Origin of the sequence: Brevibacterium sp. FAM 27836, assembly GCF_051351055.1 — a bacterium.
GTDB lineage: Bacteria > Actinomycetota > Actinomycetes > Actinomycetales > Brevibacteriaceae > Brevibacterium.
Map to the genome: position 1 here is coordinate 4056146 of NZ_CP195711.1, position 13243 is coordinate 4069388.

At 66.5% G+C, this 13243-nt stretch carries 16 protein-coding genes; 8 read left to right on the top strand and 8 right to left on the bottom strand.

The window, feature by feature from the left end; genetic code table 11:
- Position 1: 1 nt before the first annotated feature.
- Positions 2-1561: an MFS transporter gene (locus ACSE4D_RS18150; RefSeq protein WP_127363275.1), complete on the bottom strand. Its 1560-nt coding sequence runs from the start codon at positions 1559-1561 to the stop codon at positions 2-4.
- A gap of 161 nt (positions 1562-1722) precedes the next feature.
- On the opposite strand from ACSE4D_RS18150, the gene ACSE4D_RS18155 reads away from it, so the two are divergent.
- Entirely contained in the window at positions 1723-2370 is a 648-nt protein-coding gene (locus tag ACSE4D_RS18155; protein ID WP_127363276.1) for a TetR/AcrR family transcriptional regulator, read from the top strand.
- Positions 2367-3536: an FAD-dependent oxidoreductase gene (locus ACSE4D_RS18160; protein WP_436326345.1), complete on the top strand. Its 1170-nt coding sequence runs from the start codon at positions 2367-2369 to the stop codon at positions 3534-3536. Before ACSE4D_RS18155 ends, ACSE4D_RS18160 begins: the two co-directional genes overlap by 4 nt.
- Positions 3537-3618: 82 nt before the next feature.
- Here ACSE4D_RS18160 and ACSE4D_RS18165 read toward each other — a convergent pair whose 3' ends face one another.
- Positions 3619-4938, bottom strand: a complete 1320-nt coding sequence (locus ACSE4D_RS18165; RefSeq protein WP_127363278.1) for an MFS transporter — start codon at positions 4936-4938, stop codon at positions 3619-3621.
- Positions 4939-5122: 184 nt separating this feature from the next.
- On the opposite strand from ACSE4D_RS18165, the gene ACSE4D_RS18170 reads away from it, so the two are divergent.
- From ACSE4D_RS18170 to ACSE4D_RS18180, 3 genes are all read left to right on the top strand, one after another.
- Positions 5123-5578 (top strand): DUF6153 family protein, encoded by a 456-nt coding sequence (locus ACSE4D_RS18170; RefSeq protein ID WP_127363279.1) that lies wholly within the window; start codon positions 5123-5125, stop codon positions 5576-5578.
- A gap of 108 nt (positions 5579-5686) precedes the next feature.
- Positions 5687-6277 carry a DUF305 domain-containing protein gene (locus ACSE4D_RS18175; RefSeq protein ID WP_127363280.1) on the top strand — a complete coding sequence of 197 codons (591 nt, stop codon included), beginning with the start codon at positions 5687-5689 and terminating at the stop codon, positions 6275-6277.
- Positions 6278-6349: 72 nt separating this feature from the next.
- Complete coding sequence (locus ACSE4D_RS18180; RefSeq protein ID WP_127363281.1) at positions 6350-6973, top strand: CueP family metal-binding protein; 624 nt, start codon at positions 6350-6352, stop codon at positions 6971-6973.
- A 136-nt stretch (positions 6974-7109) separates the two neighbouring features.
- Here the strand turns inward: ACSE4D_RS18180 and ACSE4D_RS18185 are convergent, their stop codons facing one another.
- From ACSE4D_RS18185 to ACSE4D_RS18195, 3 genes are all read right to left on the bottom strand, one after another.
- A complete protein-coding gene (locus tag ACSE4D_RS18185) occupies positions 7110-7235 on the bottom strand; it encodes a hypothetical protein (RefSeq protein WP_279630449.1) in 126 nt (41 codons plus the stop codon).
- Between the two features lie 47 nt (positions 7236-7282).
- Entirely contained in the window at positions 7283-7786 is a 504-nt protein-coding gene (locus tag ACSE4D_RS18190; RefSeq protein WP_244223215.1) for a hypothetical protein, read from the bottom strand.
- Between the two features lie 63 nt (positions 7787-7849).
- Complete coding sequence (locus ACSE4D_RS18195) at positions 7850-8209, bottom strand: DNA cytosine methyltransferase (protein ID WP_244223216.1); 360 nt, start codon at positions 8207-8209, stop codon at positions 7850-7852.
- 274 nt (positions 8210-8483) lie between these two features.
- On the opposite strand from ACSE4D_RS18195, the gene ACSE4D_RS18200 reads away from it, so the two are divergent.
- Positions 8484-8903, top strand: a complete 420-nt coding sequence (locus tag ACSE4D_RS18200; protein WP_436326346.1) for a MerR family transcriptional regulator — start codon at positions 8484-8486, stop codon at positions 8901-8903.
- Positions 8904-9104: 201 nt separating this feature from the next.
- Here the strand turns inward: ACSE4D_RS18200 and ACSE4D_RS18205 are convergent, their stop codons facing one another.
- From ACSE4D_RS18205 to ACSE4D_RS18215, 3 genes are all read right to left on the bottom strand, one after another.
- Positions 9105-10025, bottom strand: a complete 921-nt coding sequence (locus ACSE4D_RS18205) for a helix-turn-helix transcriptional regulator (protein WP_436326347.1) — start codon at positions 10023-10025, stop codon at positions 9105-9107.
- 295 nt (positions 10026-10320) lie between these two features.
- Positions 10321-10956, bottom strand: a complete 636-nt coding sequence (locus ACSE4D_RS18210; RefSeq protein WP_436326348.1) for a transcriptional regulator — start codon at positions 10954-10956, stop codon at positions 10321-10323.
- Positions 10953-11348 carry a DNA-binding protein gene (locus ACSE4D_RS18215; protein ID WP_436326349.1) on the bottom strand — a complete coding sequence of 132 codons (396 nt, stop codon included), beginning with the start codon at positions 11346-11348 and terminating at the stop codon, positions 10953-10955. The genes ACSE4D_RS18210 and ACSE4D_RS18215 overlap by 4 nt, the downstream gene beginning before the upstream one ends.
- Positions 11349-11407: 59 nt before the next feature.
- On the opposite strand from ACSE4D_RS18215, the gene ACSE4D_RS18220 reads away from it, so the two are divergent.
- Together ACSE4D_RS18220 and ACSE4D_RS18225 are read left to right on the top strand one after the other, a co-directional pair.
- Positions 11408-12568 (top strand): PEP/pyruvate-binding domain-containing protein, encoded by a 1161-nt coding sequence (locus ACSE4D_RS18220; RefSeq protein WP_436326350.1) that lies wholly within the window; start codon positions 11408-11410, stop codon positions 12566-12568.
- Positions 12569-12612: 44 nt separating this feature from the next.
- The gene (locus ACSE4D_RS18225) at positions 12613-13233 is read left to right on the top strand and encodes a histidine phosphatase family protein (RefSeq protein ID WP_436326351.1); all 621 of its coding nucleotides are present in this window, start codon (positions 12613-12615) and stop codon (positions 13231-13233) included.
- The last annotated feature ends 10 nt before the right edge of the window (positions 13234-13243 follow it).

The following is a 13243-nucleotide window of genomic DNA, read 5'->3' on the forward strand; positions in this document are numbered from 1 at the left end:
CCTAGTTGCTGTGGACTTCTTCGGTGGGCTGCTGCGCTTCGCCGGTCGGGCGGATGTGGCGCAGGCGGGTCGCGGCGATGATCGCTGCCACTCCAGCGATGACAGCCGAGACGACCGCGGCCATGTTCAGTCCGCCCGCGAAGGCTGCCTGTGCGGCACTCACCAGCTGCTCGCCCAGTGCGCCGGGCAGCTCCGCGGCCGCCGCGAGCGCGCCGTCGATGCTGTCCGAGGCGGCGGCAGTCGCCTCCGGGGAGAGTCCTTCGGGCAGGTTGCCGTCGATGTGGCTGCGGTAGGTGGCGAGGCCGACGCTGCCGATGACGGCGACACCGAGCGAGATGCCCAGGTCGTTGGCGGTGGTCGCGAGCCCCGAGGCCCCACCGGTCTTCTCCGGTGGCACCGAGCTCACTACGAGGTCGGTCGTCAGTGCCATCGATGGCGCGACGCCGGGGTAGGTGATGACGAAGCTCGCGATCACCAGCGCGAGGCCGGTTCCGGCGTCGAGCTGGGTGAACAGGATGTAGCCGACGACCTGTGTGAGCAGGCCGATCGCGATCACGTTCCCCGGACGGAACTTTCGTGCGAGCACCGGGGAGAGCGTGGAGACGACGATTAGCACTGCGGCGGCGGGCAGGATCGCCAGCCCGGCCTGAAGTGGCGAGAGGCCCTGCACGTGCTGGAGGTACTGGGTGAACAGCGAGTACACGCCGCCCAGTGCTGCCGCCGAGAGCAGGAACACGGCGAGCGCACCGGAGACGGTGCGGTTGGCGAACAGGCGCACATCCAACAGCGGCTTCTCGGCTCGCAGCTGCCGGATCACGAACCACAGCCCGATCAACGCGCCGACCGCGAGCAGGCCGATCGAGGGCAATGCGGGCTCCTGGGCGGCAAAGCGCTTGATGCCGTAGATGATCGCGAGCAGGCCACCGACCAGCAACAGGGCGCTGAACAGGTCGATCTTTGCCGACGGGTCACGGTGCTCGGGCACCAGCAGTGGCGCACCGATCGCGACGATCGCCATGATCGGCACCGCCACCAGGAAGGTGGCTTGCCAGCCGAAGCTCTCCAGGAGCAGGCCGCTGAGCAGCGGGCCGAGGGCCACGCCGGCGGAGATGCCGCCGGCCCAGACGCCAATCGCGACTCCGCGCTGCTTCGCATCGGCAAAGAGCACGAAGATCAGGCCGATCGTCGCCGGCACCATCATCGCCGCGGCCAGTCCGAGAACGGCTCGCCAGACGATCATCAGCTCGGGGATCGTGGTCAGGGAGGCGGCGATGGAGACCGCGGCGAACAGGATCGCGCCGATCACCATCAGTAGGCGCTTGCCCACCCGGTCGCCGAGCACGCCCATCGCGACCAGGAACCCGGCCATGACGAAGCCGTAGATGTCGAGGATCCACAGCAGCTGGGTGCTCGTCGGGTTCAGGTCCGCGGCGAGGTTCGGGGCGGCCAGGAACAGGATCGTCAGCATCATGAACAGCAGGGTCGAAGGGATCACCAGGATCGCCAGGCCCCACCACTGCTTCGCCCCTGCCTTGGGGGCAGGAGTGCTCGTGTCGCTCATGTCGCACCCCCTGTGATCGCGTGTGTCGTACTCATGGCCGTGTCGCTCCTCTCCTCAGTTCCGCCGCCAGTTGGGTGGCGGCACCGTAAGTCGGTCATCGGTGTACAGGTTGTAACGGCTACACTATCTCATACATTCCCGTACGAGTTGAGAGGTGGAGCATGCCGACGAAGAAAGCCCAGGCGACCGGCGGCGACCGGCGTGGCCCGGCGACAGCGAACCGGGCGGCCAACCAACGCGCCGACGCCCAGCGCAACCGGGCGAAGATGCTGGCCGCGACGGTCACGGCGATCCGCAAGAACCCCGACGCCTCGGTCGCCGACATCGCCGCCGAGGCCGGCGTGGGCCGAGTGACGCTGTACGGGCACTTCCACACCCGCGCCGAGCTCATCGAGGCCGCCCTGGTGGACAGCCTGGAACGCGGCGAAGAGGTACTGCGCGAAGTGCCCCTCGACGGCGATGCCCGCGAGGCGTTCGGACGGCTCGTCGCCTCCAGCTGGGTCCTGGTCGATCAATCCCGCGCACTTCTCGCCGCCGCGCAGAAAGAGCTCCCCGCCGCCCGCATCCGCGAGATGCACGAGAAAGCCGAGGCCCGCATGCGCGGCCTGCTGTTGCGCGGCCAGCGCGAAGGCACCTTCCGCGCCGACCTTCCGGTGTCCTGGCTACTGACCACCACGCACGTGGTGATGAACGGCGCCGCCGAGGAAGTGCGCACCGGCCGAATCGACCCCGATGATGCGCCCTGGTTCATCGACGCGATCCTGCTGCCGGCCTTCACCCAGACCCGCCCCGAGGAAGGAACGCGATGAAGGTCGGGATCATCGGCGCTGGCGCAGCGGGAACCTCCGCCGCGAAGACCCTGCAGGCCGCGGGGGCCGACATCGACGTCGATCTCTTTACCCGCAGTGGTGAACAGCCGTACAACCGAACGCTCGTGAACAAAGGCGCGGCCATCGGTCTGCTCGAACCCGACCAGATCGCCCTGCCAGCCACCGGCGTGGAGACGATCGCTGATACGGTGCGCGGCATCGATCCCCGGAGCCGGGACGTACACCTCGACTCTGGGCAGTCACGCACCTACGACGCGCTCATCATTGCCAGCGGCAGTCGGCCGCGGACCCTCGATGAGGCGATCCTCGGCCGAGACCAAGCTCTCAGTGCTGGGCGGCTCACCGCCCTGCACTCGATCGCGGATGCCGTCCGGGTCCGCGACCTGCTCGCGACTACGCACCCTGCCCGTGTGCTGATGCTCGGCGGAGGCCTCGTCGCATCGGAGACCGCCTCGCTCCTCACCGACGCCGGGCATGATGTCGCCCTGATCACCCGATCGCTGCTGCCGGGTGCCCGCGCCCTTGGAGAGGCGACCGCCAGAAGCCTGCTCAACCTGCATCTGCCTCAGCACGCTGCCTACCTCGGACGCACGCCGACCGCGATTCGAGGCCACGACGACCGCATCACCGTCGTCCTCGACGACGGCCCGCGAGCCGAAGGAGACCTGGCGATCGTCGCCCACGGCACCCTGCCCGCCGCCCCCGCTCCCTGGACCGGCCCTGACGGCATCCCCGTCGATGACCGCCTACGCTCTTTGCACGCCCCGCGCCAGCGCATCTACGCCGCCGGCGGCGTCGCCGTGCACCACTATCCTCGCCACGGCTCGTACCGAGTCGATCACTGGGACGACTCGGTAGCCCAGGGAGTCCATGCGGCCACGGCTCTGTTGCACGACCTCGGCCTGGGCGACGATCCCGGCATCTTTCTGCCGTCTTCGCCGTTCTCCGCGCGTGTCCACGGACACACCCTGATCGGAGCGGGGCATCCCGCTTTGGGGTCCAGCACGCGAATCGTCTCCACCGACCCCTTGCTCACGGCCCATTACCTCGGGGATACTCCCGTCGCACTCACGGGGATCGACGCCGCCGCTCTCGTCCGCGACTGGATACCTCGGCTGCACCAGCGGGCGCCGATTCGCTCCTGATCGACAGGCTGGATCGCCGGCGCCTCGGCGAGCACGACGCGCCGGCGAGCGGAACCATTCGTTCCGCCCGCCGCCTGCGCGCTTATGCGGTTCGTACGCAGGAGCACTGGGACGCTGCGAGGGTGCCTTCGGCGGCTTCGGTCTCCTCACGGAGCGCCAGGTCGCCCGTCACCGTTTCTGCGTCAGCACCAGCGACGATGGCCTTCGTTCTCTTCTCGCGGGGCCAGAGCATCTGCGCCGCGATGGCACCGGTGATGGCGAGAGCCGCAAGGATCGACCAAGCGAGAGTGAATCCGGACGCTGTGCCGACCCATCCGGCAATCGGGTAGGTGACGAGCCAGGCTAGGTGAGACAGCGAGAACTGTGCTGCGAAGGCCGCCGGGAGCTCGCGCTTCGCGACCGAACCTCGAATGACGCGTCCGGTGGGAGTGACGATCAAGGCCATGCCGCCTCCGATGGCGACCCAGATGGGTGCCGTGATCGTCCAGGAGATGGCCTGGGCGGCGGTCATCACTACGGCAGCCAACACGCCGGCAAGCAGCACGAAGGCACCGGTCATCATGACGACCCGCTCGGCGATCCGGTCGAGCAAGCGCGGCAGGAACAGTGCCACCAACAGCGTGCCGCCGCCGGAGGCTGCGAGCATCCACGCGACGTCCGCTTGCGTGCCGCCGAGCTGGTCTCGAACGTAGTTGACGGTGTTGACGACGACGATCGACCCGGCTGCGGCGACCACCAGATTCAGGGCAATCACGCCGCGCAGGCGCGGAGTCAAGAAGAAGACCTTCATGCCCGAGGTGACCCGGTTCCAGGCGCCCGCCTGCCCACTCGGGGCAGCGTTAGGGATACGAGTGGAGAGCACCAGGATGGCGGAGAGCACGAAGCCCACCGAGGTGCCCACGAACAGCCAGTTGAACGTCATGAACGTAAGGGCCACCGCAGCCAGAACCGGGCTGAGCAGGCTCTCCATCGTGTAAGCCACCTGCGACGCGGACAGCGCCCGAGTGTAGTCAGACTCCTCGGGCACGATATCGGGGATGACCGCCTGGAATGTCGGCGTGAAGGCCGCGGAAGCCGCCTGCAAGATACCAATGAGGACGTAGATCTGCCAGATCTCCGTGACGAACGGCAACGCGAGCACCACCATCGCGCGCACCACGTCGAGCAGGGTCAGGAACCTGCGTCTCGGGAGGCGGTCGGCATAGGCTGCCGCCAGCGGAGCGATCAGGACGTACATGACCATCTTGATCGTCAGCGCCGTCGCGAGAACGGCCCCCGCGCTGGGGCCGGCGAGCTCGTAGGCCAGCAGGCCGAGAGCAACGGTCGCCAGCCCCGTACCGAACAGAGCGATAATCTGTGCACTGAACAGGTGGCGGAAGTCGCGGATCGCGAACAAGCGCATTGATTTCTCCTGACCTTCTCGAACTCTTCCCCACCTCCAACAACATACCCCCCTGGGGTATTCCTGTCGGACGGAACCTGGCGGAACAGGGTCCGTTCAGCGCGCATACAGAGGCGGCCGGCCTCGGTCGCACCGACCACTCCGGCCGCCGACAGCGGCACGGTGAGCCCGTAAACTGAGGTGCATGGCGTCCGCAACGGCAACGCGATCCGGGAAGAGCCTCCGGGCCTTCTTCCGGTGTGTGCTGCTCGGAGGGTTGCTGGTCGCTGCGGTCATCGTCGGGCTGCTGGCCATGCACACGCTGAACCTGCACGGCACCTCGGCCGCCCACGCGCCCGCTATAACGGTCTCCGCCACCGGCACTGAGGGCGCTCATCACAGCGCGGGCGGCGTGCACGAGTCCGGTGGCTTGGCAGGTGACCTCGGTAGTGCATGCACGGATTGCGGGAGCGGTGACCATCTGGGCATGGCGATGGCGTGCGTGCTCGCGCTCCTGCTCATCCTGTTGATCCTGGTGCCGCCTCGGCTGCTGCGCGGATGGATGCGCGCCCTGCCTCGGTCCTCCCTCGTGGCCCGCTTCATCGACAGGATGCTGTCCAGGGCGCCGTCGTTGCACGTTCTCTGCATCAGTCGCACGTGATTGGGCGGTAGACCCGGCGCGCACCAGCGCCGACGGTTCCCTCACTCACGCACGTGGTGCCCGCCCGGGTGCCGCGTCACCGAAGCGACTGTTGATTGGAGAACACTCATGAAGTTTCGTACCGCGGCGACTGCCGCGATCGCCCTTTCCGCGGCCCTTGTGCTGGCCGGCTGCTCGGCGGGGAGCGACGATGACTCGATGCCGGGCATGGACCACGGCTCGTCCGAGCAGGCAGCCGACGTCAACGATGCGGACGTGATGTTCGCCTCGATGATGATCGTCCACCACGAGCAGGCCATCGAGATGAGCGACATCGTCCTCGCCAAGGACGGCGTCCACCCCGAAGTGGTCGAGTTGGCTGAGGAGATCAAGGCTGCCCAAGGTCCTGAGATCGAACAGCTCCAGGGCTGGCTGGAGGACTGGGGCGTCGACCCCGAGGAGCACCAGATGGACGGGATGGACCATGGCGACGGGATGATGACCGAGGACGACCTGGCCGCCCTCGAATCGGCCGACGGGACCGCGGCGTCGCGCCTGTTCCTGGAGCAGATGATCGTCCATCACGAGGGAGCGGTCGAGATGGCCCAGACGCAGGTCGATGACGGCAGCAACCCCGATGCCGTCGAACTCGCGCAGACAATCATCGACGCACAGACCACCGAGATCCAGGAGATGCAAGACCTCCTCGCCACCCTCTGATCAGCCATCAGGGTCGGTGCCGAGCCAGCACCCCGGCACCGACCCGCGCAACATTCTTTGAAGGATTACGCCATGACTCACCCCGCCACGTCGCGACGGAGGAAACTCATCACCGTCGCCTGTGCAACGCTCATCTCGGCCCTCGTTCTCTCCGGATGCGCCGCCTCGTCCTCGCCTGAACCCGCGTCGCCCACGACCGGCGGCCAATCAGTCGACAGCGACTTCCTGGCGGCTCATGATCTGGCGGGTCTCGACGCCGCGCAGGTCATCGAACGCCTCGACACGATGCCCGTCGCTGACCGCCCCGCCGGCCTGATCGCATCCGTCAAGCCGGATGCGCTCGTCCTCACCGACGATCAAGAGCGCGAGACACAGCTGCCGATGCCCGATGACGAGGTGTACATCTCGGTCGCTCCTTACCGGGAGCAGACCCACGACTGCTATTTCCACAGCCTGACCACCTGCCTCGGTGAGCTCGCAAACGCCGAGGTGCAGGTCACGCTCACCAGCGATGACGGTGAGGTGCTCGTCAACGAGACGCGGCAGACCTACGACAACGGCTTCATCGGCATCTGGATGCCCCGCGGCATCGAAGCGACCCTCACGATCGATCACAAGGGTCAGACGGGAACCACGACCATCTCCACGATGAACGACGACGACCCGACCTGCATCACCACCCTGCAACTGACCTGATCAACACGCCAGGAGCATGCCGGTTCGGTGGAGAACGTGGTGCGGTTGCTCAGCACCCGCAGGGATACGATGGCGGCCGCGCGAGCACCGAGCTCGTGATTCTGGCAGTACGGCTCATCACCGTGACGGCCCAGCATCATGACATAGCGTCCATCGCGAGGAATGCTTGGAGCGGGAGGACACCGTTGCCGAGAGCGGTGTTCTGCTGATTCTCTGTCAGCTCGTGAGCGGGATCGGTGACCCAGCCGGCGGGCAAGCCCATGAGCCATTCCACGAACTCCGGCGCAGCGCGAGGCCCGCGGTCTTCGTTCAGAATCGCAGGGGCGGGGGCATCTCGTCCGGTGATGTACTCCCATCGGGCGATGGCGTCGGAGTATCGCCCCCAGCGATGAAGATGCCCTCGACCAGGGCGAACAGGGTCTCCGGCTCGTTCCACCTGGCCGGCGAGCCAGCCGGCCCGTGCAGAGCGAGCTCGATGATCTGATGACTCAGGGCGATCGTTCCCCGGCGCGCCCTCACCTGATCCAGCGTCTCCCCGCCGCGTGAGGAGTCCGACGCCAGCGGCGTCCGGAAGAGCGCCTTCGGGGTGGGCTGTGATGAAGATGCGGAACCGGTGATGCGGTGCACCGACCAGTGATGCCGGTAGGCCAATCCATTGCGCATGGAGCCGGAGGTCGGCCAGATCGCCCAGTACCGCGCCGTGCGCCCGAAGAGGTCGCGTTGGCTCGTCTCCCAGCAGCCTCGGGTCGGGTTCCAGACTGCGAACGGCGGTCGCTGTGTCGGGGGTTGCATCGCTGGGGTTGCGGTCGTCATCGGGTGGGCCTTTCGTCTCGGGTCGGGCTGCGGTTGCGGACAGCAGTCCCCGCACGTTCTCGATCACCACGAGCTCGGTTGCAGCGCCTCGATTGCGGTCGCCATGTACGACCAGAGCCCCGAGCGGGTGCCGGGTGCGAGCCCAGCGCCCTTGCCTACGGTTGAAACGTCTTGGCACGGGAAGCCGCCGCAAAGGATGTCCACCGGCGGCACCGTGGTCCAGTCGATGTTCGAGATGTCGCCGAGGTTCGGAGCATCAGGCCAGTGATGGGCGAACACGCGAGCAACAGGGGTGTTGATCTCGGAGAACCAGATCGTCTCACCGCCGGTGGCGTGCTCGACGGCGAGATCGAGACCCCAGTATCCAGAGAACAGCGAGCCGATCCGAGGACGGCGAACCGAGGAAGGGGCGATGTCGTGCATGAGGACTCCGGCAGGTCGGTGGAACCCTGGCACCAGACCCCGAGTGGAGCCCTACGCCAGGGAGAACACCTGCCAGGTGCACGACCCCACGACCAGCGGACTCATCAGCCATGGACTCTCGCTCGGCAGCAAGAACTCGCCGTTGTCCAGAGCCCCGAGAACGTCCCGCGCCGATGCCTCCATCCGCGCCCGATCCTGACCACCCTCTGAGCGATCACACCTCTTGCAGATCGAGGAACACACTTCGAGCGCACTCTAAGTTAGGATCAACAGCATGGCAGCCGACAACGAAGACGACACCCCGGTGCCGGCCGGGCTGACCGTCGCCGAGATGGCCCAAACCATCGGCATCACCGGCCACACACTGCGCTACTACGAACGCGCCGGTCTCATCGAACCGATCACCCGCACCACCGGCGGGCAGCGCCGCTACCAACCCGCCAACATCGATTGGGTCAGATTCCTCATCCGGCTCCGAGAGACCGGGATGCCCATCGCACAGATGCGCCACTTCGCCGCCCTTCGCACCCAGGGCGAGGCCACTATCGACGACCGGCTCACCCTGCTGGCCGAACACCGCCGGGACGTGCGACGACAGATCGCCCGGCTCCGCGAACACGAACAAGCCCTAGCTGCCACGATCACCGAGTACCGGCAGGCGATGACGGACGCTCAAGACGCCGATACTCGATAGAGCACCGGTCACATCACTCCGGGCGATGCGCTCGACGTTCTGTGCCGGCTTGCCGATGCTCGACGCTGGAGCTGCGTCAGCGCGAAACGGAGTGCAACCGGCTCTCGCGGACGTCGAGCTCGGCAGTTGCGGCGCAACCTCTCCGCACCAACGAGCCATAGCGACGCGGCCTTTGGATTGCGCGGCTCTTCCACCGCAACCTCATGCCGTATGCGTCGCTCTCACAATCCGGAGCTTCCGATACCGGCTCGGCGTGATCCCCGTGGCCTGAGTGAACGCCTCCGACGCCCGGTTGCGCGAGCGCCAGCCGACCTGACGGCCCGCCTGCTCGATCGTCAGGTCCGTCTCGCGCAAAAGTCGCGCCATCTCTTCGACCCTCAACATCGTCAAATACGCCAGCGGCGTCTTGCCATAGGTATCAGCGAAGACCCGCGTGAGCTGCTTTTCGGATAAATGCACCGATTCGGCCAGCTCGCTTAGCCGCCATGGCCGGTCGATCGCATTGGCGAGCGCTTCTCGAACTGCGACCGCTTCTGCACGTGTCGGGGCGAACCGGCGCACCCGCGGATGGGTTGGTGTTGTCCTGGCCCGTTGCGACACTGAAATACGGTGGTCCGTGACGCGGATGTGCGGGGCGATCCGGTCGATGACGGCGAACCAAAGCGCCTGCATCCGATGGAACCGCGCGCCCTCCCGATCGAGGCTCAGGGCGACCAGCTCATCCAGCCATGGCATCAACAACCCCGTATGATGCTCGCCGAGGCGGATGATCTGGGCGGGCTCGGCGAAAGCCTCTTTGACGAACCCCGGGGCGTCGAGCCGGTCGTGCATAATGCTCGCGTACTGCCAGAAAGCCTGATCGATCATATAGTCCGTATCGGCATAGATCGTCGTCACCGTGATGCGCCCTTCCAGTTCCGAGCCGCACAAGACGTGCGGCCCCAGCAAGATCACGTCGCCAGGACGGACGGGCTTCTGCCCGAACTCGCTGAACAAGATCGCGCTGCCATCCCTGACGACGATGAGCTTCACGCAGTCATAAGCGAGCGGCCCCACCGGGCGATGCACCGTCTGCGTGCGCGCCAGCAGCACTTGATAGTGGCTCAACGCATGCCGCGTCATCGCGGTTCACCCGGCTTGCCGATGGACAACGACGACGAATCGCCCGGTCGCGACACCTGCTATGAACTCGCCGAGCAACTCTCTGTTCATGCGCGACACGAGGGCTTCTTGATCGTCAGCGCACCGCTGAGGACTGCGCGGGCGAATCCAGAGCAGAGACGAATAGCGCCCCACGGAGCACGGCGCCCGTCGAGGCGCGCAAGCAGCTTCATGTAGGGCAGCAGAGATCCTGATTCACTCCTCGACGCGGAGATCGACAGCGCTCGCCTGCGCTCGGCAACTGCTGTATCGATGTCTATGTTTCGTTCCGTCTGTCGACGCCGAGGGTGGCGACGAGGTCTTCGTGGAGTTGGAACCAAACCCGGTGGCAGGAGTCCACGTCGGACTTGTCGATCCAGTCGGGTTCCCCGCTCATCCCTTTGTGTAACGCCGATTCGTACCGCGCCACATATCCGTCGAATCTTGCGAGAACAGCAGAAAGGCGGTCGGTCAAGGGGGCAAGTTGCCGGCCGAGCGTCGTGAGTTCTTCGAGGAGTCGCCCGTCCCATGCAAGATCGAGATGATCGTTGGGAGCGAACTGCTCGGCTTCGGTCGGCTTGATCTGCCAATCGGTGATGACTCGCAGTAACCGAGCGTTGAGTGGGAGGAAGTCGCGATAGGCGGCTGCCACCACGTCGTCGGGGTCGGCGCTCACGCGCTCTGCCGCGAGTTGGCGCTCGTTCTCCGTCTTGCCAGAGTCGGTGAGCGACCACCCATCGAGGTCGGCGAACGCGATGTGCTGCGCCCACCCCGCGTCCTTCGCTGCATTCAACTCCCGCAGCGCGTCAGCGTGACTCGTTCCTGCATGCTCGGCGACTGCTTCACTGTCGGCGAATCCTAGGAGACGCACGGCGTGCAACACCAGGAGTTCCGCCGGCGATTGATTGGTCATACTCGTTTGTCCTGCCTGGCGCTGAGGCGGTTGACGTACTGCTGGCAGGCCTGTGGGGAGCGGAATCCCATTGCCTCGGCGATCTGCGCCCATGTCAGCCCCTCGTTGCGAGCCGCGAAGAGCAGACCGACCTCCACGCTCTCGACCTCGGCGCGCGCGGCCGGGAGTAACGAGAGCGCTCCCAGGAGTTCATCCGGGGTCAGCTCGGATGAGCGCCATAGCGCGTACTGCGTCAGTTCGACCGCCGAGGGCGGAGTCGGTTCAAGTCGCCACGGCCGCGGCTCCAACTGGTCTGCGCCCTTGTCCAGAAGCATGCCTTGGGCGTGGCGCTCACGCTCGGCGTGCGCGTAGCTGGCACCGCCGGGTCGTTCGAGATCGTGCTTGCGTTCCATGCCACTCATCCTGCTACGATCAACACAATGTTGTCAACGCTTTGTTGATTGGTGGTCTGATGCTGACGAAGCTCTCTGACGCGACTCGGACGAACGCGGGTGGGAAGGCCGCGACGCTCGGCACGCTGCTGCGCGCGGGGATGCCAGTGCCCGACGGGTTCGTCGTGCCGAGCGGCATCCAACCTCTCGGAGCCGAGGTCGCGCGCTGGTTACGCGATGGCGTTGCCGGTGAACTGGAGCGACGGGGCGACCCTGTGGTGGCCGTGAGGTCGTCGGCACCGAACGAGGACAGCGCGGAGGCATCGGCCGCGGGGCAGTACGAGAGCATCGTCGGCGTGCGCGGCGCGGAAGGAGTGTGCCAGGCCGTCGCCGAGGTGAGAGCCTCGGCCCGCGCCACGCGAGTGGGCGACTACTGGGCTCGCTCCGGTGACAGGTCGCCGCAGGCGTCGGACATGCCGGTGCTCGTGCAGCCGGTCATCGAGGCCGATGTCTCAGGAGTCATGTTCACCCCTCAGCGCGACGACGAGCCGACGCGGATCGAAGCCTCCTGGGGGCTGGGGCTGGCCGTCGTGGGCGGAACAGTCACCCCTGACACCTACGAAGTCGCCCCCGACGGGAACATTCAGTTCTCAGTGGGAAGCAAGCAAACCCGCATCGACCTCGATCACGAGCATGGCGGGACCATGACCAGCACTGTCGCGCCCGACAGACGATCCGCTCGCACTCTGAATGACCCCACGATCGCAGCCCTGGCCAAACTGGGACGACGGATCGCACAACTCCTCGGCGGGCCGCAAGACATCGAATGGGCGGTCACAGACGGCACCATGTGGATTCTCCAAGCCCGCCCCATCACCGCCTCAGTCCCGTCCCGCAAGATTCCCGGCTCGCCCGATCCGGTTGGGGCTTTGAGCGGCACCCCTGGTTCCCGCGGAACCGTCACCGCGGCGGCACGGGTCGTGCGCGGCCCCTCTGACTTCCCGACCGTTCGCGCCGGTGACATCGTGGTCTGCCTATACACCGACCCCGCCTGGACGCCGCTGTTCACCATCGCGGCCGGGGTCGTCACTGAGACGGGCGGCGCGCTCTCGCACGCCGCGATCGTCGCCCGCGAGTACGGCATCCCTGCGGTGCTCGGTCTCGACGGCGCCACTACCCGCATCGAGAACGGCGCCCGCATCACGCTCGACGGCACAGCCGGAACCGTCACCGTCCTCTGACCAGAACTCCTACCTCGACTGAAAGGAGAGCGGGGCGTCCTCGGATGCTCCCCGACCCGCTCATGGCAACCAGATACCTCTACATCGCCCGTCACGGCGACGCCGACGCGTTCGGTAACCTCACCGACACCGGTCGCGAACAGGCACGCCTGCTCGGTCAGCGCCTTGCGCATCTTCCCGTCGACGCCGTGTGGCACTCACCTTTGCCGCGAGCTGCCGACAGCGCCCAGCAACTCAACATCTTCCTCACGGGCACCGCCCCCGTCAGCGAAGCACCCGAGTTGATCGACCACGTCCCCTACGTGCCGGCGCCGGAGGAGACTCCGCCGTCGTGGGTGCCGTTCTTCGACGGCTACGACGGTAACGAGGCCGAGGCTGGGCACGAGATCGCACAGAGCCTCACCGCCAGGTTCACCACCCCATCCGAGGGCGACAACGACGTGCACGAAGTGCTCATCACCCACGCCTACCCGATCGCGTGGCTCATTCGTCATGCACTGGACGCACCCGCGGTGCGGTGGCTCGGCCTCAGCAGCGCCAACGCCGCGTTGACCGTGATCGAGAACCGGCCCGCATTGCCGCCGAGCATCGTCATGTTCAACGACATGAGCCATCTTCGTCCCGAACTGCAATGGACGGGATTCCCCAAGATACTGCGGCCCTGAACGCGGCACG

What these genes read in the sequence shown, in the direction of transcription:
- ACSE4D_RS18190 (WP_244223215.1), bottom strand. Translation starts at nt 7,786, where the DNA reads ATGACGACCGCAACCCCAGCGATGCAACCCCCGACACAGCGACCGCCG.
- ACSE4D_RS18175 (WP_127363280.1), top strand. Translation starts at nt 5,687, where the DNA reads ATGAAGTTTCGTACCGCGGCGACTGCCGCGATCGCCCTTTCCGCGGCC.
- ACSE4D_RS18155 (WP_127363276.1), top strand. Translation starts at nt 1,723, where the DNA reads ATGCCGACGAAGAAAGCCCAGGCGACCGGCGGCGACCGGCGTGGCCCG.
- ACSE4D_RS18160 (WP_436326345.1), top strand. Translation starts at nt 2,367, where the DNA reads ATGAAGGTCGGGATCATCGGCGCTGGCGCAGCGGGAACCTCCGCCGCG.
- ACSE4D_RS18195 (WP_244223216.1), bottom strand. Translation starts at nt 8,209, where the DNA reads ATGCACGACATCGCCCCTTCCTCGGTTCGCCGTCCTCGGATCGGCTCG.
- ACSE4D_RS18200 (WP_436326346.1), top strand. Translation starts at nt 8,484, where the DNA reads ATGGCAGCCGACAACGAAGACGACACCCCGGTGCCGGCCGGGCTGACC.
- ACSE4D_RS18170 (WP_127363279.1), top strand. Translation starts at nt 5,123, where the DNA reads ATGGCGTCCGCAACGGCAACGCGATCCGGGAAGAGCCTCCGGGCCTTC.
- ACSE4D_RS18210 (WP_436326348.1), bottom strand. Translation starts at nt 10,956, where the DNA reads ATGACCAATCAATCGCCGGCGGAACTCCTGGTGTTGCACGCCGTGCGT.
- ACSE4D_RS18205 (WP_436326347.1), bottom strand. Translation starts at nt 10,025, where the DNA reads ATGACGCGGCATGCGTTGAGCCACTATCAAGTGCTGCTGGCGCGCACG.
- ACSE4D_RS18180 (WP_127363281.1), top strand. Translation starts at nt 6,350, where the DNA reads ATGACTCACCCCGCCACGTCGCGACGGAGGAAACTCATCACCGTCGCC.
- ACSE4D_RS18165 (WP_127363278.1), bottom strand. Translation starts at nt 4,938, where the DNA reads ATGCGCTTGTTCGCGATCCGCGACTTCCGCCACCTGTTCAGTGCACAG.
- ACSE4D_RS18185 (WP_279630449.1), bottom strand. Translation starts at nt 7,235, where the DNA reads ATGGGCTTGCCCGCCGGCTGGGTCACCGATCCCGCTCACGAGCTGACA.
- ACSE4D_RS18225 (WP_436326351.1), top strand. Translation starts at nt 12,613, where the DNA reads ATGCTCCCCGACCCGCTCATGGCAACCAGATACCTCTACATCGCCCGT.
- ACSE4D_RS18215 (WP_436326349.1), bottom strand. Translation starts at nt 11,348, where the DNA reads ATGGAACGCAAGCACGATCTCGAACGACCCGGCGGTGCCAGCTACGCG.
- ACSE4D_RS18220 (WP_436326350.1), top strand. Translation starts at nt 11,408, where the DNA reads ATGCTGACGAAGCTCTCTGACGCGACTCGGACGAACGCGGGTGGGAAG.
- ACSE4D_RS18150 (WP_127363275.1), bottom strand. Translation starts at nt 1,561, where the DNA reads ATGAGCGACACGAGCACTCCTGCCCCCAAGGCAGGGGCGAAGCAGTGG.